Below are 20,261 nucleotides of genomic sequence, written 5' to 3'. Positions count from 1 at the left end.
CCTCATTCAGAACGAGCTCCGAGAAGGTCTGAGTTTTTTAATCTAATCCTCCAGCGAAGTGATGAATCTCTAATAATAGAAAAAAGTGTAAAGTAAATTCAGTGCTTAACACTCACTTCTCTGTCTTGGCTCTTGGGTCTTTGTCCTAGTCTCTCGCTTCTCGCATCTCGGCTCTAAAAAGACCTTCGAGGTTAAAAAAAAACCTCAAAGGTCTGGGGGGACTACCATTCCGTCTCCACTCCCTGACTCCTAACCATTGCCTGAAATTCCCTTAAAAGCGTTTTATCCTCTCTTACGGTTTTTGGGGTAACATTTTTGGCTATTGCAAAAGGCACCAACATGCCGACTGCTTCGCCTATACTCCATTCCACGGGATGTAATCTGTAGCAACCATTGGTGATATGGGTTGTGCCGATGTTTTTGTTGGCAGGAAGCAGGTTTTCCATGTTTTGGGGAATCAAGGCACCTAATGGAATCTGAAAGGGAAGCGATGGAAAATCAATGTAGTTATCTCCTCTGGAACTGGGGTGCAAATCGATATGGTAATAACCGATGCCGACACTGTCATCAAAAGTAGCTGCTTTCAGTTCATCCCCGGACAATCCTGAAACCGAAGCCCTTTGCTCTTTGCCCACATGTTCTTCCAAAACAGTGAAAAGAGCTTTTATCCTTCTTGATTCCCTGACATAAGGATATTTGGCCATTCCATCCTCGGTACCCATCACATCATTTCTAAGCCGAAGCCCCTTCCAACCTTTGCCTCCATCAGGTCTTTCCACCTCTGTCTGCAACCAATACAGAAAGGATAAACTCAATTGTTTTCCGCCATTGAAATGCTTTTGAAATTCTGCTTCACTGACATCCACGATGTTGCCGGGGATATAATCATTCTGGGGCCAATTGACCAAGCTGATATCACCTGAATAGAGTCCTGGAGTGAAATTGTTCTTATTCAAAATCCTGCGGTAAAGCCAAAGATTCAACAGGTCACCGGTGGGAAAGCCCTCGGGGTGAAATCCCAAGGATTTGGGCTGTAAAGTCTGTGGATTGGAATAGTGCATGGCCAACATTTTGCCCGGCCAAGGCGGAGTTAGATCAGGAACATAATTTTTCCAAAAATCATAATCCGCAGGTTTCGGAATGGTCCATTCCTCTCCTTTGACATAATCCATGGCAAAACAAACTGTAAAAGATTGGTTATTTTCAGGATTTCCTTTTACGGGGGCATGGAGTTCACCTGTTTCAGCTTTCGACTCTGTTCCGGTGACATAAGCTGTTTTGGTCAAAGGCAATAGGTCCCCAAGTTCCGTAGCATCAACAAAATAGGGTGCCGTTAGCAACACTTCTTTACCGGAAAGCAGGGATTTTGCTGTTAAGGATTTGACCCTGTTCCCTTGATAATCTGCTGATTTTACTTGATGGTTGAGCAGTAGCACCAATTTCCCAGTACTTTCAAAAGGGGCAAGCATGGCATGCAAAACCGCCAAAGCAACTTTCGGTTCGTGGCAAAGCCGTGAAACCGACCCATCTCCCGGATTCAAAAATTCCTTGGAAGCAGCCTCTTCCGTCAATGGATAATTGTTTTTATAGTATTCCCGGACAGCAGTTCTAAAATACCTGTAAGATTCAGGTGCCCCGTGTGTCTCAATCCAAGGGTGTTCATCAGGTGGCACACCCTGTTGGGTAATCTGTCCGCCAATCCAATCTGTCTCTTCGGTCATCACCACAGAAAGTCCATTCCGTAAAGCTGCCAAAGCAGATGCACAGCCACCAAGACCCCCGCCGGCAATTATGACATCAGCTTGAAAGCTTCTGTTGTTTTCGGAGACAGAAACTTTTCGGGACAACCCGTCTTTTGCAGATAGTTGCTGAAATGGAGATATGGCCAAGGCACCCGAACCCAATGCCAAACCGAACAGGAAGTTTCTTCTTTTCATGTGTCAAATTTTGGATAAGGCTAAATTATAAAAAATAGATTATGAAAAGGTACTTATTGAAAATTTTAAACGAAGTTATCGATCAGCATAGAATTCAATTATTCAAAAAATCGAACAGAATAAAATTGTGATTTACTTTTCAGGTTCTTGGCTTGTATGGATCACGTTCAAAATATCAATAGAGTTAAAATTGACTTGATATACAATTCTGTAACTCCATCTAAAAAATCTCCTGATATTTCCAGGATTATTTGGAATAAACTCATCTAACTGGTATTTCTCTGGATCAGTTGCTAAACTCTTACTAGCATTAATAATCTCTTGTTTGACTTTGATAGCAGCGCTAGGGGAATCTTTTTTTATGAAATCGTGATAATACTTCAAGGATTCTACGGCCTTTTTTGACCAAATAACTTTTTTCGCTTTCACCAAATATCTGATTCTTTTTCCAAATCTTCAACTGATACAAATTCTCCTTCTTTTATTTGTTGAAGGCTTTTTTCTATCGCATCATTGTACTCTTTAAGAGACATTTTCGCAAAAGGCCCTTTATCTGAACTCAATAATTTATTGAGCACCTCTAAGGTTGACCTATCAGTTATAGAATCTATGGCCTGATGTAGTTTCAATTGTAATTCAACTATATTCATGTTTCTATATTTTTTGAATTAAAATAAAATCCGAGACTCAATTTAAATATTTATCCGACTGAAAACAAAACCAAAAAATTCTTTCATCCTCCAAGAATTCAAATCCCGGCAAATTCAAATGCCTTTGCTGTCTTAAACAGCTTATTGGTATTCCCTGCATAAGTCTCATGGTTGGAAACACTCAACTTTTTGACTGTTGCCTTTTCGGAAAAATCCACCTTGCTGATATCCACCCAAAAAGTATTGGGTGTCAATACTGTTTCGAAATAGTAGACCAGGTTTTTTTGATCCGATACAGACCTCCACCTTGTGGAAGAAATATTAGGTTCTTCCTCGGAGGAAATCCCAAAAGGAACGGAACAATTTCTGATCACCGAAAAAACCGAAGCCACCGAAATCCGCATATCGTCGGTTTGAGGAATGGCATGAATATAAAAAGAGGCCCGTGCAAATCGGTCTGCAGCCCTATTGGTTCCCGGAAGCATGTGCAGACCTCCAATGGACTTCCAATAAGCATTCAAGGCCAACTGTTGATCGAAAACAGGTGAGTTGGTCATGACATTGTATGACCTATCATGATGAATCAACATTTTCCCATCCACATATTCAAATATGGCATTATCGCCATTGGCATCTGAAATGGACAAATGCAATGTCGCCAACCTTGCTGTTCCCGGAATATTGGCCGACACAACTTCAAAATCCCTGTTTCTCATAGCATCTACTGCTTCAGCGACCGTGGCAAAATTATCCAACATATACTGGACCCAAGCCGCTATGGAAAGCCCTTTTCCTTTACCATCATATTCAGGGTAAGTTGATTCGGCCAACCAAAGCAAATTGGCCACCAAGCCCTTTTCATTCATACCATCGGTACTACTGATATCAAATGCACTTGTAACGACACTTCCATATTTCGATCTCCAAGTAACGGAATTTGGGCCCACGGCACCATTTCTGTTCATACCTCGAGGAAATAACCAAATATCTGCAGGAATCTCATCCTTCCAATCCATAGACCTGGCCGTAATGATATTGCCATTTGGTCCCTGATAGACTACGCGGGTGCAGGCATTGGTTACTGTGGTTGGATAAAGGAAAGATAGAATAAACAGACTGGTTAAAATCAATTTCAGAAATTTCATAAATAAGTTTATTATAATGTAATCATTAATAAATTAAATAATTTTTTGTTCAAAAAACTAAATTTAAATAATTCAATGATTGAATACAATATGAATCCCTAATTTTCAATTCCATTGAATTATTGTTCTCACCCGCACCTATCCCATTTTTTCCTTATCTTTATTCTGCCCCAAATTTCCAACAGATGAATCAACTACTCTTCTTACTCTACCTCCTTTCGGCTTACAGCCCAACCGAACCCAAATTCGAAATACAGGAAATCGACTCCGATGTAGCCATAGGCTATGGTTTGGCCATAGGAGATGTTGATGGTGACGGGAAACCGGATATCCTGCTGGTGGACAAAACAGAAATTGTCTGGTACAGAAATGGGGACTGGAAGAGATTTGTGATGGTGGAGAACCTGACCGAATTTGATAATGTCTGCATCGCGGCAAGGGACATCAATGGAAATGGCAGAGTAGAAGTCGCTGTCGGGGCCCAATGGAATCCGGGTGAAACTTCAGATCCCGAAAAATCCGGTTCAGTGCATTACCTGATCCGCCCCGATGACCCAACCCAAAAATGGACTCCGGTCCAACTCCACCATGAACCTACAGTCCACCGCATGCGTTGGGCAAAAACAGCTGACAACAATTACCAACTGATAGTCCTCCCCCTTCATGGACGAGGCAATAAGATGGGGCAAGGTGCCGGCGTAAAGGTTTTGGCTTACCAACCTCCCGGTGATCCAACCCAAGCTTGGACTACCCAGCTGATAGATGCTTCCATGCACCTCACCCATAACCTGGATATTGTTGAATTGGAGGATGGTTCAGGAGAATCGATTTTGGTCGGAGGACGGGAAGGCGTAAAAATATTTTCTTTCAGGGAAGGGAAATGGACTAACCAATCAAAGGTGGAGCGCTTGGTGAAAGATAATGCAGTCGGGGAACTGAGATTGCAGCATTTACCAAGCGGCAACAAAGCTTTGGCGACTGTAGAACCCATGCATGGAAATATGGTCGCAGTTTATGAAACAAAGGAAATCAACAATGATCATCCAACAAGGATAGAATTGGATGCCTCATTGAAAGACGGTCATGCGATTGGATGGGGCGATTTTTTGGGAAATGGTGTCCAACAGGTTGTAGCCGGTTGGCGAGTTCCAAACATTGATGGAGACATTGGAATCAAAATATATACACCAAAAAAAGGTTCTTTCGCAGATTTTGAGGAATACTGGCTGGACAAAAACGGGATGGCCTGTGAGGACCTGCAGATAGCCGATCTCGATGGGGATGGAAAACCCGATATCATTGCTTCAGGAAGGTCCACCAATAACCTGAGGATTTATTGGAATAAGTCTAATTGAAAGCGAAAGATCGTGGAGGTGCTTTGAGTAAAATTATTTCTCACAGATTGCTCAGATATCCACAGATGGAATTGGTTTTTTCGATTGCCCAATAATTAAATTACCTATTCATCCTTAATCGAATCCACCGGATTGGCCCAAGCTGCCTTTAGGGCTTGTGAACCGACAGTCAACAAAGCAATCAACAGCGTCAGACCTCCCGCCAATAGAAAGGTGGAAATAGAAATTCCTGCCTTGTAAGGAAACCCTGACTGCCATGCACCAAGCGCCCACCAAGAAATCGGAAAGGCCAACACCAAAGCAATCCCCACCAAGATTACAAAATCCTTGCTGACCAATTGGATAAGGCTTTGGCTGCTAGCTCCGAGTACTTTGCGAATCCCAATTTCCTTGGATTTCTGCTGCACGGTATACGCCGCCAAAGCAAATAATCCCATACAGGATATCAGGATCGCGATGATCCCTCCTACCAAAAAAGCCTGTCCCAATTGCTGTTCCTGTTGGTATTGGGTGGCATACCGCTCATCTATAAAGAAATAGGCAAAGGGATTACCTGGAAAAATCTCTTCATAGATCGTCTTGATGGATTCAAGATTGCCTTTCATCTGATCGCTGCTGACCACCATACTGAAATATCCCGTTGCCTGAGAAGGTAAAAAAATCATAGGCATGATCTCTTCTTTGAGCGACATGTGGTGGTAGTCTTTGACCACACCCAAAATTTCATAAGGTTCTCCCCAAAGGATACTTTGACCCACTGCTGCCTCTGCGGATTCAAAACCAAATTCCAAAGCGGCATTTTCATTGAGCATCAGTTTCTTGGATTGGCTCCATCCCTGATTGGCTTCCTCCGGGGAAAAATTCCTTCCAGCCACCAATTTCATGCCATAGGTGTCAATAAATTCCTCATCCATAATCATCATGCCATAGGATTTGTCCTTGTCCTCGGGCCGTGGCACCATCGGGGTAATCCCACTTGCGAAGAAATTATACCCGATTCCGGGCAAGGCATTGGAAGTACTCAATTTCTCTACAAAAGCCTGAGACCTGAGTGAAGACTTGAAGGCGGAAACTTTGGAAGCACCGTTTTCACCCAAGTCACTCGGCCCGTCTATCACAAGCTTCTGCGCGAGGTCCATTCCCAGGTTTTGGTTTTGCATAAAGCTGAGTTGGTCACGGATGGCGATGGTCCCGATGATGATGGTCACTGAAATCGCAAATTGCAGGATAACCAAGGTTTTCTTGAGGGTTTGGCTGCTTTTCGGTTGGAAAGTGATCTGAAACTGATGTCCAAATTTTCCCGAAAGGGCCACCACATAAAATCCTGAAAGTAGGGTGCAAAGCAATAGGACAGCAGTAATCACCAACCAAAATACCGGTTGGAAAAAGGCCCCAAACCAAAGTGGTTGGCCGAAGAGCCTTTCATAGGGTACTTCGATGAGATTGACGATCAAAAAGGACAAACCAAAAGCCAATAGCATAAGCATAAAAGTCTCCATCATAAACTGCTGCGCAAGCTGCCAACTGTCCGCGCCCAATACTTTTCTCATCCGGATTTCCTTGATGCGTGTCAGGATGTTTGCCGCAGAGAGGTTAAGGTAATTGACATAAGCGATCCCTACGATCATCAGGCCAATTGCTGCGAATACCAAAACAGTTCCCATACTGCCTTGGGTTGGTAAAGGGTCTGTCAGGGAATTGCCCAAGTGGATCTCAGAAAGCGGCTGCAAGATGACAGTCTCGTCTTTTGCCTCCGGATTTTGTCGGATAAATTGGCTAATCTGATCGGCAAGGCCTTTATTGTCTGAACCATCTTTGAGAGTGACATAGAGGTTGACAAAACCCGAATCCATTCCATTTGGATCTGCCCAATCGTTTCCATTGCGGTTGGCTGCATTTTCCAAAGTATGGATGGAGAGGAACATTTCCCCTTTGATATCCGATCGGACGGTAATGTCCTCCAAAATCCCGGTAACTGTATAATCTGACTTTCCAAATTGGTTGCTTACCTGAATTGTTTTACCTATCCCGTTTTCATTGCCAAAGAACTTCTTAGCCAGTTTGGATGAAATCACCACTGTATTTGGCTGGGTCAGGTCAGCATTGCCGCTAGAGACCGGAAAGGAAAAGGACCTGAAAAAATCCCCATCTGCATACATCACCCAATCTTCCTTAAAAGATTCCTTGGTTTCGGGGATGATGACCAATCCACCTGCGATCTGACTGGCAAGAATGTTGGCGGTTTTGATGTCGGTAAATTGGGATTCCAAGACTGCAGCATATCCTGGAGGAAGATAGACCTCAGGTTCATTTACCCCATCCGTCACCACAAGCCGGTATATATTATCCTTGTTGGTATGAAAATCATTGTAGGTCCATTCAGATGCTACAAAAGAAAACAGCAACAGGAAAGAACTTAGGCCCAAGACCAAACCGGTGAGGTTGATAAAAGTGAAAAGCCTCCTTTTGGAAAGACTTCTCCATGCGATTTTGAAATAATTTTTTAGCATGTTTGAAATGTTGTAGTGGCTGTAGTTCTGGAGATAGAATTCAAATTATTTAGTCAATTGCATAAAGTTTATTGGATCTAAATTGGATAAAATTTTTATTTTTTACTGTGATCAGGCAAACTTGAATCAATACATTAGATTTTCACTCCAAATTCATCTTTCTAAATTTTCCAAAGTCTTGATTTTTGGTTCTTGTATCTTGCTTCTATTTTACTCACTTTTCAAACTCTTCACCGGATTCATCAAAGCTGCCTTTATTGCCTGAGAACTGATGGTAGCCAATGCCACAATCACTGCACCTGATCCCGCCAATAAATAGACCCACCATTCGATCTCAATTCTATAGGCAAATCCTTCCAGCCAACTGTTCATGGCATACCAGGTAACCGGGATTGCAAGGATAATCGCTACCAATACCAGCTTGATAAAATCCCGGGACAGCAAAGCGACAATACTAGAAACTTCGGCACCCAGTACTTTTCTGATTCCTATTTCTTTGGTTCTTTGTTCAGCTGTATAGGTAGCCAAGCCCAGCAGACCCAGGCAGGCAATTAAAATTGCCAAGACTGAGAAAGTGGTAAAGATCTGCCTGAACCTGAAATCAGATTCGTATTGCCTGTTGAAATCTTCATCCAGAAAACTATAAATAAAAGGTCGATGCGGTACCAATTCTTTCCATTTAGATTCAATCTGAGACAAGGTTGATGGCAAGTTTTCACCATCGACTTTCAAACTCATATACCGACTTGCATAAGCCTCAAATGGCAAAGTCAGAGGTTCTACAGTATTATGTAAGGATATAAAATTAAAATCTTTGACCACACCGATTACTGTACCGGCCCTTCCCCATTGATCAAATTTTTTCCCGACAATGTCAGCTGGATTGACATAGCCATACTGTCTTGCGGCTGCCTCATTGAGCACCAAAGCTGCCGTAGAATCCGAAGAATAATCCCTTGAATAAGACCTTCCTGCAATCAGTTCCAAATTATAATGATCAATGAAGTCCAATCCAACCTGAAAAATCGCCTGCCCATCGCCCTTCATTTCTCCTTCAGGAGTTTCTATGGTAGTGAAGGCATTGGGGAAGTGGCTTCCTGGCACACTTCTGGAAAAAGCTACTGAAAGAACATCAGGACGATTCTCCAACTCATTTTCCAATGAAGAGGAAACATCATTGACTTTCTCGTCATAATTATAATCTACCACCACCATGTGTTCTTTATCAAAACCCATGTCCTTATCCAGCAAGTGACTCATCTGACCATAAACGATGATTGTGCCAGCTATGAGTGCAATGGAAAGGCTGAACTGAAAAACCACCAAACCTTTTCGAAGATTTACACCACGTGCGTCAGATTTGTTGATTCCTTTTAGAATCATCACAGGACGGAAGCTCGATAGGATCAAAGCCGGATAAGAACCTGCCAAAAGACCAACAATTATGATAATTCCCAAAATGAAAGGTATGGTTTGCCAGTTGAGGATCCTATACACTTCCAATTCTTTTCCCGTCAGATTATTCATCAAAGGCATGGCCATTGAAATAAAAATCACCGCCACAATTGCCGATAGCAGTACAATGATCAGCGATTCACCCAAAAACTGAATCATCAAACTGTTTTTATCTGCCCCGATTGATTTTCGGATCCCCACTTCTTTTGCCCGTTCCATGGACCGTGCGGTTGAAAGATTCATGAAATTGATGATCGCAATAAATAAAATAAACAAGCCTATTATCGAAAAGACATAAATGTTGGATAAAGAACCTGTATCTCCAGGTTGCCTTTGCACTTCTGACCGGAGATAGACATCATTCAGAGATTCAATACCTATTACATAATTTTCTCCTCGTCCGTCCCCTGCCCTTCTTTCTATAAATTCTGGTAATCTTGCTTCGAAAGATGCTTGATCAAATTGGTCATTCACTAAAAAATAGGTGTAGCTGTCCACATAACCCCAAGAATCAAAAACACCAGGTCTGTACTGGATATTGGTAGATCTGGACAAAAGGGTATTGAACCGAAGATGTGAATTTGAAGGTAAATCTTTCATTATACCTGTCACGGTATAATCTCCTTCGGCTGATCTTCCTGATACTTCGCTTCCTCTTAATGTTTTGCCCAGGGCATTATCGTCACCAAAGTATTTCCTAGCGGTGGATTCATCCAATACCACACTATATGGAGCTACCAAGGCAGTTTTGGAATCACCTGCTATCAATTCCCAACTAAACACATCAAACACAGTCGAGTCCATAAATACGATGCCGTCTTCTTGTTGAGTCACATCACCGACGGTAAACAGGATATCTCCCCGTCCCGAAAACTGAACTACTTTCTCAATTTCAGGAAACTCGAATTGGAGGGCAGGCCCAATAGGCGCATTACCCCAAACCCAAAAAGAGGAATAATCAGGATTTGTCCCTTCTTGCGCAGTTCCATGGATAATCCGATACACCCTTTCCTTTTTGACATTGAATTGGTCAAATGAAATCTCATCTTGCACAAACATGAAAATGAGCACACAGCAGGCCATGCCGGTACCCAATCCTACAATATTGATAAATGAATAGACTTTTTTTTTCAGAAGGTTTCTCCAGGCGATAGTGATGTAGTTCAGTAGCATGTCAATTTCATTTAAGACCAGCAATTACAGAAATCTATTCACTAGTTTTGTGCCAATGAAAAAGTACCAATTGTGCAAATGAAGCCATGATTTTACATTCTCCATTAACTCATTCGGACGAAAATGTCCGCAGACGGACAATCTTGGGATTTAATTAAATCGGGTTCGAATCCCCATCTTTTTCAAACCGGGCTACAATAGTCCTAAAAATTGGAGGCTTCATTTTTTTGGCATTCCGATACAGAAAAAATAAATATGGTGAACAATTTCGAATGAGTCAGCAAAAACTCAGCATCAATATTCAATTTTTCATGAGCTGCCTTTAGAAAAGAAACATCAGGGTCTCTTTTTCCACTTAATATATGAGAAAGTTTAGGTGCACCAATACCCATTAATTCAGCCAGTTTTGCTTGGGTGAGCCCAAGCTTTGCCATTTTAGATTCGATGGCCTGCTTCAAGGTATTTGGTTCAATAGGCATCAGTTTCAATGTATTGTCTTCGTAAGCTACGGCAAGTTCAGAAAGGGTGGACAACATCGTTGCTTCCTCTTTTGCCAATTCATGGAAGCCACCTATAGCAGTTGCTTTTTCCAGAAGCGACTCTATTGTTTTCATTACTGCCTTATATTCTTTTCTGTGCGTATTTTAGTTAACATCCCGAATCAACTTAGATGGTTTTTTTATTTAAAAATTAGAAATTAAATTTCATTTTTTGAAATTAGTTTTTAAACAAAAATATTCATCGCAATTTGATTGGACATTGATTTTATCCGGAACCTACAAACTTGAACAGAGTCAAACACATTGAAGTTTGAAAGAATCATTGGCACAAGTGAAAATCAGATCCGGGATGTATATGTTTTTTCGATTGCTCAATCATTTAAAAAAGAACTCAGACCAAGTACCAATCCGAAAAGTTGATAAAGGTGAAAGGCCTTCATTTAAAAAAACTTCTCCAAGAAAATTTTCAGGTACAGCCTAAGATTCATCTTTATATAATAAAATTTTCAGGTACAGACGAAAATTTAGAAATTTCCGAAAGAATTTTCAGGTACAGACGAAAATTCACCATTTCTGGAAGAATTTTCAGTTATGGACTACAAAGCCACAATTTTAGTCAAGAATATTTTTCGGAAAAGAAATGCAATGAACTTATCTTTTGACAGATAAGCTGACTGTCCCCTTACCAATCAATTTGTCCCAATGTCAAAAGGCTTATAGGACATCCAATCTACCTCCAATTCATATGGATGCAGTGGTTTTTCTTTAGAAAGGGGATTGGTTTCCACGGACCAATCTTTGGTATGCCAAAAGTTCATCCGGTAAAGGGACCGGTGTTGGGGGATTCCCCTGGTAGTTCCCTGATAATCCCACAAAACTATTTTTTCACCACTGGTAGGGTGAAGCATCCACCACTGTATACGATCTGGATACCAATCAAATCCGTAAGTATAAAATCCTGCTGAGGCGTCAAAGCCCGGAATGGCGGCAATGGTCTCCGGCTGATTCTGCATGCCGGTCAAAGGTGTCCTTACCCCGTTGTGGTTTTCTCTGTAGCTGGTTTCATAGATAATTCCTTCGGCCATATTGATGGTCCTGCCCACTCTTACCAATTCTCCCCGATGTCCGGTCCAAGTGCCGACATAAATAACTGTGGGATCGGCAAGAAGCCATTCAAAATCAATCTCACTCAATCCGGGAATGCTGTCGACATGATAGGTGAAATAACCTACCACCGCGCCAACATTGGGCTGAACAGTCTTTGCTTCGGGAACTTTCAATCTAGCGGCATAAGAACCAAAATGGGTAAAGCTCTTGGATATAATTTCCGGTCCCCTACCCGCCCCTGCACTGTCCAAGGGATCTATCTTGAAGGAAAGCACTTTAGTATCTGGTTCTATCGAAGAATTCACACCCATTTTGTATTTAAAATCGGATTTGTTTCCGGTAGAGCCATACCTGAAATATTGCGAGCTAGCCTCAGAAAAATCCTCCACAAATGATCTATGAAAATCCTGGGTCTGGGAAATTGAAAGGAAAGGGATAAGAAATAAAACTAAGGGGAAAATCAGTTGTTTCATGTTTACATGTCTTTGTTAAGTAATTTAGAGAATTTGACATAACAACTCATTATTATTTTTCAAAATATTCTGAACCCAAATTAAAAAAAAATGGCAGATAAAGAAACCCGAATACAAGAGATCTCCTATCTCGTGAATAAGATGGGCTTAATCATAACTTGTGCTCCTGCCTGCCTTAGGCAATCAGACAGAAATAAAGCTGAATTTCCTGATTCATGTATATAAACAAATCAGTGAAAATCAGCCAAATCAGCGTCATCAGCGTTCCAATTATAATCCTAAATAAAAAAACCGGACATAAACAATATCCGGTCTTCAATTATATAATTTGAGTGATGAAAGATTCTTTTTTCAAACCTTTGCCAAGGCCTGGTCAAGATCCTTTTTCAGATCTTCAATATCCTCAATCCCCACACTCAATCTGATCAGGGAATCCACCAAACCGACTTTTTCCCGCTCTGCTTTGGGGATACTCGCATGGGTCATACTGGCAGGATGACCGCTCAATGACTCCACCCCGCCCAAGGATTCTGCTAGAGAAAAATAATGCAGGTTTTCCAACACCTTATAAGCATCTTCAATTTTATTTCCTTTGATGGTAAAAGAAATCATGCCTCCAAAATCCCGCATCTGTTTTTTGGCTATGTCATGGTTTGGATGGTCTTCAAATCCCGGCCAATACACTTTATCTATTTTTGAATGAGCTTTCAAGAACCGGGCAATCGCTGCACCGTTTTCACAGTGTCTTTCCATTCTTAAGTGTAAAGTCTTGATTCCTCGCAACACCAAAAAACAATCCTGTGGTCCTGGAGTGGCCCCGCATGCATTTTGGATAAAGGCCAATTTTTCCAGCAATTGATCATCATTGACGATCAATGCCCCCATCACCACATCAGAGTGGCCGCCAAGGTATTTGGTCACCGAATGCATCACGATATCAGCACCCAAATCCAATGGATTCTGTAAAAATGGCGTAGCAAAGGTATTGTCCACCCCAAACAAAAGATGATGTTTTTTGGCCACTTTACCGATTTCTTCAATGTCAATGATGTTCATCATCGGGTTGGTGGGCGTCTCCGCCCATATCAGCTTGGTATTTGGCGTGATGTAATTTTCAATAGTCCTTGGATCTTCCATTGAAATAAAATGGAACTTAATGCCATATCGCTCAAAAACCTTGGTAAAAATCCGGTAAGATCCGCCATAAAGGTCATTGGTACTGATCACTTCATCTCCTGGATTCAATAATTTGATAATGGCATCAATGGCACCCAAGCCTGAGGAAAAGCAGAGTCCGTGTTTGCCGTTTTCTAAGGCAGCTAAGTTATTTTGTAGAGCTGTTCTTGTGGGATTGTGTGTTCTGGAATATTCATAGCCCTTGTGGTCTCCCGGTGAGCGCTGCACATAGGTGGAAGTCTGAAAAATAGGAGTCATGATCGCCCCTGTACTTGGATCCGGTTCTACACCGGCATGTATTGCTTTGGTACCAAATTTCATAATTGTCTTTTTCTTTGGTTTTTATCTATTTGATTTATTTTACGGAATGATGTCAGTCAACTGATTTCCTTTGTTCTTTGGGACCGAAGTCGGAAGACCGAAGACGGAAGTTGGTTGACCCATCCCGATAGCTATCGGGACGATGAAAGCCTGATTTAATTTATTGAACCATCTCTTTGATTGGCTTGGTTCATTAATTTCTAAGAATTAAGGTAATCTTAGTGGAATAAAACATAATAAGGTCATAAGGTTCATTCCATTAGATTTGGTTGAAATCAAATGCAGTATTGGTGACTTGGTCAGGATTTTCTTTCCTTTGCGATTACGTGGTCCAAAGATGGAAAAAAAGCAAGGGATATTCAAGGAGTTCAAAATTGCAGCAGAACAAAACCCAATGGTAGCTTCTGCTCTTCTATGGGTTAGTTTCATGCCATCACTTGGATCTTTACTTTTTGTCCCGATCACAATTAATTACTCCAGTTTCCTATCTCAGATAGATTTTACCGATGCCACTACAGTTATTTTAGGATTATTGGCCAGCATTCTTCTAATGGGCTTAGCACTGATGCCTACAACCTTGGTCGCAGGGTTATCAGGATTTATTTTAGGCTGGCAGGCATTCCCATGGCTGGTTTTGGGCTATACTTTAGCCACACTATTGGGGTATGGTTGGGGCAAAAAATTGAGTGGAGACAGTCTGGAACTAATCCTGGACAAGTACCCCAAAGCAAAAAAAATGTTGGAGCGGAAAAGTGGACGCATGGGAGAACTGATCTTTTTTGTCCGCTTAAGTCCCGTCATTCCTTTTGCCTTGTCCAACTTGATGTTTGCTCTATTAAAATCAGGCTGGAAAAAACTGGTGATTTTTGGAACCATTGGCATGCTGCCCAGAACCACTTTGGTATTTGTATCAGGAACTTTGGCCAGTGACCTCTATGCCGCTATCAGACAGGATGGTCTGAGTGGAAAAGTCTGGATTTTTGTATTCCTGTTGGTTTTGAGTTTTTGGGGAATTTGGAGGTTTTTTAGGAAATGAGGTTTCTCTTTTGAGACGTAAGACACAAGACGCAAGACTTGAGATGATTGGAAACCACTTACTTTTCCCTTACCCAAATCTTTTCTCCCCAATATTCGGGGGAGGCTTTGGATCCACTATATTTAGGGCAGGCTTTGATCCTTAACTTTTTTGCTCCAGCATTACTGTGAGCAGGTCTCGCATCTCGCATCTCGCTTCTTGGCTCTTGGTTCCCAGATATTCGGGGCAGGCTTTGGATCCACTAAATTTAGTGCAGGCCTTGATCCTTAACTTTTTAGCTCTACCATTACTGAGAGCATATCTCGCTTCTTGACTCTTGCCTCTTGCCTCTTGCCTCTTGTCTCTTGGTTCTAAAATCTACCTTCTACCCTTTAAAATCTGCCCTCTTTCACCTCAACAAATACATCTTCCCATAACCTTGCTTAAAGGCCTTATCCCCTGCTGTGGCGCGAGGTTCAACAAAAGTACCGTTTTTCCTGACCAACACCCGATAGATATAGACCCCATTGGCCAATTGATCCCCAAATTCATCCCTTCCATCCCAGGCGTATTCAGAAATATTATTACCAATTCGAATTGGTCCCAATTCATCCTGAAGAATTTCTCGGACTACCCTTCCCGACACCGTCATGATCTGGATCTTGACCTGATCGGGAACTTCTGAACCTGTTACAGTAAATACAAACCGGACACTTGTACTGAATGGATTTGGGTAAGGATAGAAGTTTGTAATACTGGCCTCATTGATTACCTCAAAATTGATTTCATAGGGTTTCTCAACCCCTAAGTCTTCTGTAATAATCCTAAATGTGTATAAACCATCTTCCAAAGGTCCCGGTCTAAGTTCAACTTTAAAACTGGAATTCTGAGTGGCTTCGGTCCACGATATTTTGGGGGAGGAGAAATTGAGCTTCTCAAACAAACAGCCTTCACAGGATTTTTTGAGGTAAAGCTCCAATCCCAAGGTATCCTTTTTGAGAATAAGAGATTTGTCATTTTTCAATAAAGTATTGATCATCACCGTTGGTGAAACAATATCTCCATCCATGATATAAACCCCATCAAAATTGACATCCAAAATCGCTGTGGCGTTATCTGGATTGACAATAAAATAGTTTTCAAGGTCAATGAAATTGTTCCTGAAGGTTTGTTCCTGATAAATTCTTGGATTGGCAAAAATATTCACCCTATTGTTTCCTGCTCTTCCGATAGAGTTAAACTCAATACTGAATTCATGTGTTTCCCCGGCCTTGACAGCAGGTATTTTTTTTGTGAATTTTTCTGATTTACGTTGATCCGTATTGAAGAATTCCCATTCCACAGTCAAAGAATCAGGGAATTCATATTTTGAAACATTGACAAATTCAAAATTGAGATGAATGATTTCTCCTTCCTGAACCGTTCTTTTTTCTTCCCTGTTTTTAAAAACCAACACACCCTCAGGCACTCCGGTATAATTGATCTGCCATTTGTCCAATTGTGCCGGAGCGGTCGAAAATTCGTCATCCATGGCATAGCGCAGTCGAAGTTGGGGATACAAAGCCGGATTGATGGAAGTCAAATCTATTTCCCCTTCCTGAACATTGGAAAAAATCACCTGTTCTTCACCGGAATTATTCAAACCTATAATGTCGAAAATGGCCAAATCCTCATTGATCCAATCCCTGACTTTGACATTATTGAAAAATCTCTTCCATTCAGAAGCAGGGCCAATTCTGGGTGTCAGGATACTACCGGATGTAAAATAACCTTTCAATTGCGTTTCGAATTCAATTACCTGTTCATTGGTTTCCAGTTCAATATCCCTTTTGGCCACTATTTCCAGGGCTTCTCCCGGTTTCATACCTTTCCTTCCATAAAGGATGTAAGGGTCTCCGCTTTGCAGGTTTCTCAGCAATGCTTCATTTGCCCCTATTTCCTTCATTTTCTCAAAATTCTCATCCGACCAATTGGAGAAAGTCACATTGCCCACTGAGAAAATAACCACGTAATCCCCTTCATTCAATCCATCAATATAATCCAAAAGCAGATTCTGCCCAGGCTGATTGAGCCAGGAATTTCTCAAACTTTGGATAACCTGCGGTACCCTGCCACAGCTTCTTCCATCCAAAATATCAAATCCAGTTGGAGGAATTACCAGATAAGGGGTCAATGACTTCTGCTCAAAAGCCACCAATCCCAAAGAACCATCAGGACAAAGTCTGCTATTGGCATTATTGACATTATCAATGATATATGGTACCTCTTCAAGATAAAACTGGGTATTTCTAAATGTCAGACTGTCCGTTTGGTTTCCAAAGGTAAATACGCCGATTTTCAGATTGGTATCCAGGTATTTCCATTCCTTTTTTACAGGATCGATTTCCAGGTTATTGAGTTGATTATTTCCCAGCTGAGGGAGTTCCCTTTGAGTCCAACCTTCGGGACCATTGTTGATATATGAAAAACTTCCATTTGTCCAGTCCTGACTTTCTCCTTCTCTGGGCTCCAAAAATCTCGTCCGCCAATAAAAAGTAACGGAGTCTCTAAGGGTTACATTTTCAAACAAATTGATATCCCATATAGCTAGATTTGAAGTGGAAATCCTGTTTTCCCGTCTTAGGGAAGACCCAAAATTAGCCTGCGTGTCTATCTGCATGACGATAGTTCTGGGCTCTACAGATTTCCCGGGAATCTGGGCAATAAGGTTGATTTCACTTTCATTTACAATGCCATAATTCTCCGGAATCAAATGAAGTGTCCCACTCAATGGGACAAAGCGGGATACCGTGACTGCGTTATTGGCAAAGGTCATCTCCGGAACAGAACGGGATGGATTGATCACTATATTGAAAATGTTTTCGCCAAAAGCCTGGATTCCGGTATTGGGAATAGCAACATCAATAGTATCCTTCCTGAATACCGGAGCCAACAAGCCTATTGGGTAGCTTATTTGGCTTCCGTCAGGAAGAGTCCTCCCAATACTGAATTCCAATGAATCAAAATCCACTCTTCCCAGATTCTTCAGTACAAATGACAATTTCAATGAATCTGCCAACGCATTGAACACGTCGCCTTCAAAACTGCTCAAAGTCACCTCGCTTTCTGTGATAGAATAATCTGCCTTATTAGCTGGAAATAAGCGCAAAGCAGGATCCCCCAACATGACAAGTTGCTCCGCATGCGACCTGTTCACATTCGATACTCCGTACCTGAAAAAAAACAGTTTTTCTGTTTCCCTTTTCACCAATCCAATAGGCTGGTAAATCATAGATGAATCCGAAAATGCCTTATTATAGAAGGATTCACTGAATCTCCTGAGATATACATCCACTCCAATATTGGCATGCGCCATAAAATTGGTAGCACCTTTCATGGGTGTCAGTACCCAATCCTCTCCAAAAGTATAGGCATTGCCAAAGGAATTTCCTGCGTCACAGCCGTTCAATAACAACATGGGGTATTTACCCCTGTTTTCGTAGCCCATAGTGGGATCCGAAGCAAAGCCTATCTCTATGTCAATGATAGATGGGGCTCCATGGCCAAAGAAAGTGATCAAGCTGGCCCCCTTATTTAATTCCCCTGAGATATCTATCAATTCTATGGTAGAATTTGAGCGCTTCCTATAGGTAGCAACATTTGCCGCCATATAAGGCCCTTCAGCAATGGTCTTAAATCCATTCAAAAAATTGAAATAACGGTTGAGTTCAAAAGAAGTTAGGCCTCCACTGAGATGAATAATATCCTTCTGCCATTCCTCGGAAATCCCAACAGCATCTTTTTCTTTGGCTTTTTCCAGATAATCCGCCACCTGCTGTGGAGTACGGGCAGGGATTCTACCTATGGCTACAGCAGCAACATAGGGATTGTTCGGATCAAGACCTATAGAATAGTTATTATCGGCATAGGGATATCCTGCCGGTGGAATCAAATCCTGAAACTGAAAAACTGCGGGATTCTGCCTGTAGAAAAAATTGGTGTTATTCGCTCTCGCTGTTGAAAACATACCCATCGCCCTGCCTATCATAAACAAAAAATCGGGCTTATGGATCGGATAATATGCACGTAAAAATTCATATACTGCTAAGGGAGATTTTTCTCCAAAATTGAACTGATTGTATAATTCATCAATGTTTACAATCAAAGTATCATAGGCTCCGCCCTGAGGGGAAGATCGATAAGCTCCATAAGCCAAAACCGGATCAATATAATTTGAAACTGGTTTTCTCAAGGACTTATGGGATAAAATGATATAATCAGCTTTGGTTTCAAGAAGTTTACGAAACTTCACTCTTTCCATGGTACTGATTGTTTTGATATTCAACTGATTTTCTACCAAAATCCTTGAATCCTGTCCATCCACCCCGCCCTGAAATCTGATTTGATTATTTCCGCCGCTCACATCTACCCTGATTGGATTATTGGGATCGCTTACTTCCAAGGCAAGATAATTCGCCAAAAGGTTATTGATGCCCAAGGCACTGTTTCCTTGAGGAAAAACAAACAACTCTTGGGCAAAGTCAGTATTTACAACCTTTTTGGGATAGGTAATTCTGATATAAGCAACTGAAACATTATCAGTTGCTTCTGCGCCCACAGGAGAAATCCTGACAAAAACCGTCCCATTCGCATTAAAATCTGATGCCTGCAAATCTATCACACGATTGATGGCCTGAAAATCCTCAAATTCAAAAGAAGCAACCTGTCTCAAGGTTACAGAACTTGGACCTATGCTTATTTCTGCGATGTGGGGAGTTTCAGCACGACCTGTCAATCCAATTTCCATTTTAGCTTCCCCTTGCAAAAACACTTCACCAAGACCTGTCAAGGAGATGGTTCTGGGATTGTTTTTGGTAATCTGCGCACTCATCCATCCCTGTCCTTCTTCAAAATCCGACAATCTTACACCGGGATTATACAAATAACTCAAATTGTATTGCTCATGAAAAATAGTCTGAGAAACCCCATGATAAGTGTCTATATCAGGAGTCCCTGCAGCAGGGGCGGATCGGTTTCCCATTCTTTTTCCATTGATCCCCGGAGTGATAGCCAAGAAAAAGGATGTAGTGTCATTATGGGAATTATAAAGAATATTGCCCACATGGGCCGGATCCTTGAAAAATTTGGCATCTAATGTGGCATCATTCCTTTTACCAAAAAAGTCTATAAAATCTCCGGGATCAAACCTGCCATCCTGCTCGCCCTGTACAAAAATTGAGACCTCTTCTCCTCTGTGAAAAATCCGGATATTCCTGGGATCAACTACGTTTGGATTGATTCCGGAAGCTGAAAGCGCTGTAAAATTAAGCCGGTGAATTCCGTCTGAGGCTGTATTGATTTTATAATAAGTCTGATCATAATCTATCCACTCCGTTTGGGAAAATCCAAAAGTGGCTACTATCAATCCCAAAAAAACAAGAACTAACCTATTAAACATATTTTCA

12 protein-coding genes are annotated in these 20,261 nt (G+C 41.5%); 2 read left to right on the top strand and 10 right to left on the bottom strand.

Annotated elements, in window-relative coordinates:
• Positions 1–221 precede the first annotated feature (221 nt).
• The 4 genes from B9A52_RS12490 to B9A52_RS12475 all read right to left on the bottom strand — a co-directional run bounded on the left by B9A52_RS12490 (position 222) and on the right by B9A52_RS12475 (position 3,732).
• Entirely contained in the window at positions 222–1,937 is a 1,716-nt protein-coding gene (locus B9A52_RS12490) for an FAD-dependent oxidoreductase (protein WP_084120778.1), read from the bottom strand.
• Positions 1,938–2,069: 132 nt separating this feature from the next.
• Entirely contained in the window at positions 2,070–2,366 is a 297-nt protein-coding gene (locus B9A52_RS12485; RefSeq protein ID WP_231955603.1) for a type II toxin-antitoxin system RelE/ParE family toxin, read from the bottom strand.
• Positions 2,363–2,587 (bottom strand): hypothetical protein, encoded by a 225-nt coding sequence (locus tag B9A52_RS12480; protein WP_084120776.1) that lies wholly within the window; start codon positions 2,585–2,587, stop codon positions 2,363–2,365. Before B9A52_RS12480 ends, B9A52_RS12485 begins: the two co-directional genes overlap by 4 nt.
• 98 nt (positions 2,588–2,685) lie before the next feature.
• Positions 2,686–3,732 carry a linear amide C-N hydrolase gene (locus tag B9A52_RS12475; RefSeq protein ID WP_084120775.1) on the bottom strand — a complete coding sequence of 349 codons (1,047 nt, stop codon included), beginning with the start codon at positions 3,730–3,732 and terminating at the stop codon, positions 2,686–2,688.
• A gap of 185 nt (positions 3,733–3,917) precedes the next feature.
• Between B9A52_RS12475 and B9A52_RS12470 the strand changes: the two genes are divergently transcribed.
• Positions 3,918–5,087, top strand: a complete 1,170-nt coding sequence (locus tag B9A52_RS12470; protein WP_084120774.1) for an FG-GAP repeat domain-containing protein — start codon at positions 3,918–3,920, stop codon at positions 5,085–5,087.
• A 104-nt stretch (positions 5,088–5,191) separates the two neighbouring features.
• Here the strand turns inward: B9A52_RS12470 and B9A52_RS12465 are convergent, their stop codons facing one another.
• The 5 genes from B9A52_RS12465 to B9A52_RS12440 form a co-directional block, all read right to left on the bottom strand.
• The gene (locus B9A52_RS12465) at positions 5,192–7,597 is read right to left on the bottom strand and encodes an ABC transporter permease (protein WP_084120773.1); all 2,406 of its coding nucleotides are present in this window, start codon (positions 7,595–7,597) and stop codon (positions 5,192–5,194) included.
• 210 nt (positions 7,598–7,807) lie between these two features.
• The gene (locus B9A52_RS12460) at positions 7,808–10,225 is read right to left on the bottom strand and encodes an ABC transporter permease (protein WP_084123501.1); all 2,418 of its coding nucleotides are present in this window, start codon (positions 10,223–10,225) and stop codon (positions 7,808–7,810) included.
• A gap of 203 nt (positions 10,226–10,428) precedes the next feature.
• On the bottom strand, positions 10,429–10,839 hold the full coding sequence (locus B9A52_RS12455) for a helix-turn-helix domain-containing protein (protein ID WP_084120772.1): 411 nt from the start codon (positions 10,837–10,839) through the stop codon (positions 10,429–10,431).
• A 575-nt stretch (positions 10,840–11,414) separates the two neighbouring features.
• The gene (locus tag B9A52_RS12445; RefSeq protein ID WP_084120770.1) at positions 11,415–12,305 is read right to left on the bottom strand and encodes a glycoside hydrolase family 16 protein; all 891 of its coding nucleotides are present in this window, start codon (positions 12,303–12,305) and stop codon (positions 11,415–11,417) included.
• Positions 12,306–12,656: 351 nt separating this feature from the next.
• Entirely contained in the window at positions 12,657–13,802 is a 1,146-nt protein-coding gene (locus B9A52_RS12440) for a cystathionine gamma-synthase (protein WP_084120769.1), read from the bottom strand.
• Between the two features lie 337 nt (positions 13,803–14,139).
• On the opposite strand from B9A52_RS12440, the gene B9A52_RS12435 reads away from it, so the two are divergent.
• Positions 14,140–14,838, top strand: coding sequence for a TVP38/TMEM64 family protein (locus B9A52_RS12435; protein ID WP_084120768.1), 699 nt, complete (start codon positions 14,140–14,142; stop codon positions 14,836–14,838).
• A gap of 388 nt (positions 14,839–15,226) precedes the next feature.
• Here the strand turns inward: B9A52_RS12435 and porU2 are convergent, their stop codons facing one another.
• Positions 15,227–20,254: a putative type IX secretion system sortase PorU2 gene (gene porU2, locus B9A52_RS12430; protein ID WP_084120767.1), complete on the bottom strand. Its 5,028-nt coding sequence runs from the start codon at positions 20,252–20,254 to the stop codon at positions 15,227–15,229.
• Positions 20,255–20,261 lie beyond the last annotated feature (7 nt).

This window comes from Aquiflexum balticum DSM 16537, from assembly GCF_900176595.1.
GTDB classification, from domain to species: domain Bacteria; phylum Bacteroidota; class Bacteroidia; order Cytophagales; family Cyclobacteriaceae; genus Aquiflexum; species Aquiflexum balticum.
This window is presented reverse-complemented; position numbering and strand designations above follow the sequence as displayed.

What these genes read in the sequence shown, in the direction of transcription:
- B9A52_RS12465 (WP_084120773.1), bottom strand. Translation starts at nt 7,597, where the DNA reads ATGCTAAAAAATTATTTCAAAATCGCATGGAGAAGTCTTTCCAAAAGG.
- B9A52_RS12480 (WP_084120776.1), bottom strand. Translation starts at nt 2,587, where the DNA reads ATGAATATAGTTGAATTACAATTGAAACTACATCAGGCCATAGATTCT.
- B9A52_RS12490 (WP_084120778.1), bottom strand. Translation starts at nt 1,937, where the DNA reads ATGAAAAGAAGAAACTTCCTGTTCGGTTTGGCATTGGGTTCGGGTGCC.
- B9A52_RS12455 (WP_084120772.1), bottom strand. Translation starts at nt 10,839, where the DNA reads ATGAAAACAATAGAGTCGCTTCTGGAAAAAGCAACTGCTATAGGTGGC.
- B9A52_RS12460 (WP_084123501.1), bottom strand. Translation starts at nt 10,225, where the DNA reads ATGCTACTGAACTACATCACTATCGCCTGGAGAAACCTTCTGAAAAAA.
- B9A52_RS12445 (WP_084120770.1), bottom strand. Translation starts at nt 12,305, where the DNA reads ATGAAACAACTGATTTTCCCCTTAGTTTTATTTCTTATCCCTTTCCTT.
- B9A52_RS12440 (WP_084120769.1), bottom strand. Translation starts at nt 13,802, where the DNA reads ATGAAATTTGGTACCAAAGCAATACATGCCGGTGTAGAACCGGATCCA.
- B9A52_RS12475 (WP_084120775.1), bottom strand. Translation starts at nt 3,732, where the DNA reads ATGAAATTTCTGAAATTGATTTTAACCAGTCTGTTTATTCTATCTTTC.
- B9A52_RS12435 (WP_084120768.1), top strand. Translation starts at nt 14,140, where the DNA reads ATGGAAAAAAAGCAAGGGATATTCAAGGAGTTCAAAATTGCAGCAGAA.
- porU2 (WP_084120767.1), bottom strand. Translation starts at nt 20,254, where the DNA reads ATGTTTAATAGGTTAGTTCTTGTTTTTTTGGGATTGATAGTAGCCACT.
- B9A52_RS12470 (WP_084120774.1), top strand. Translation starts at nt 3,918, where the DNA reads ATGAATCAACTACTCTTCTTACTCTACCTCCTTTCGGCTTACAGCCCA.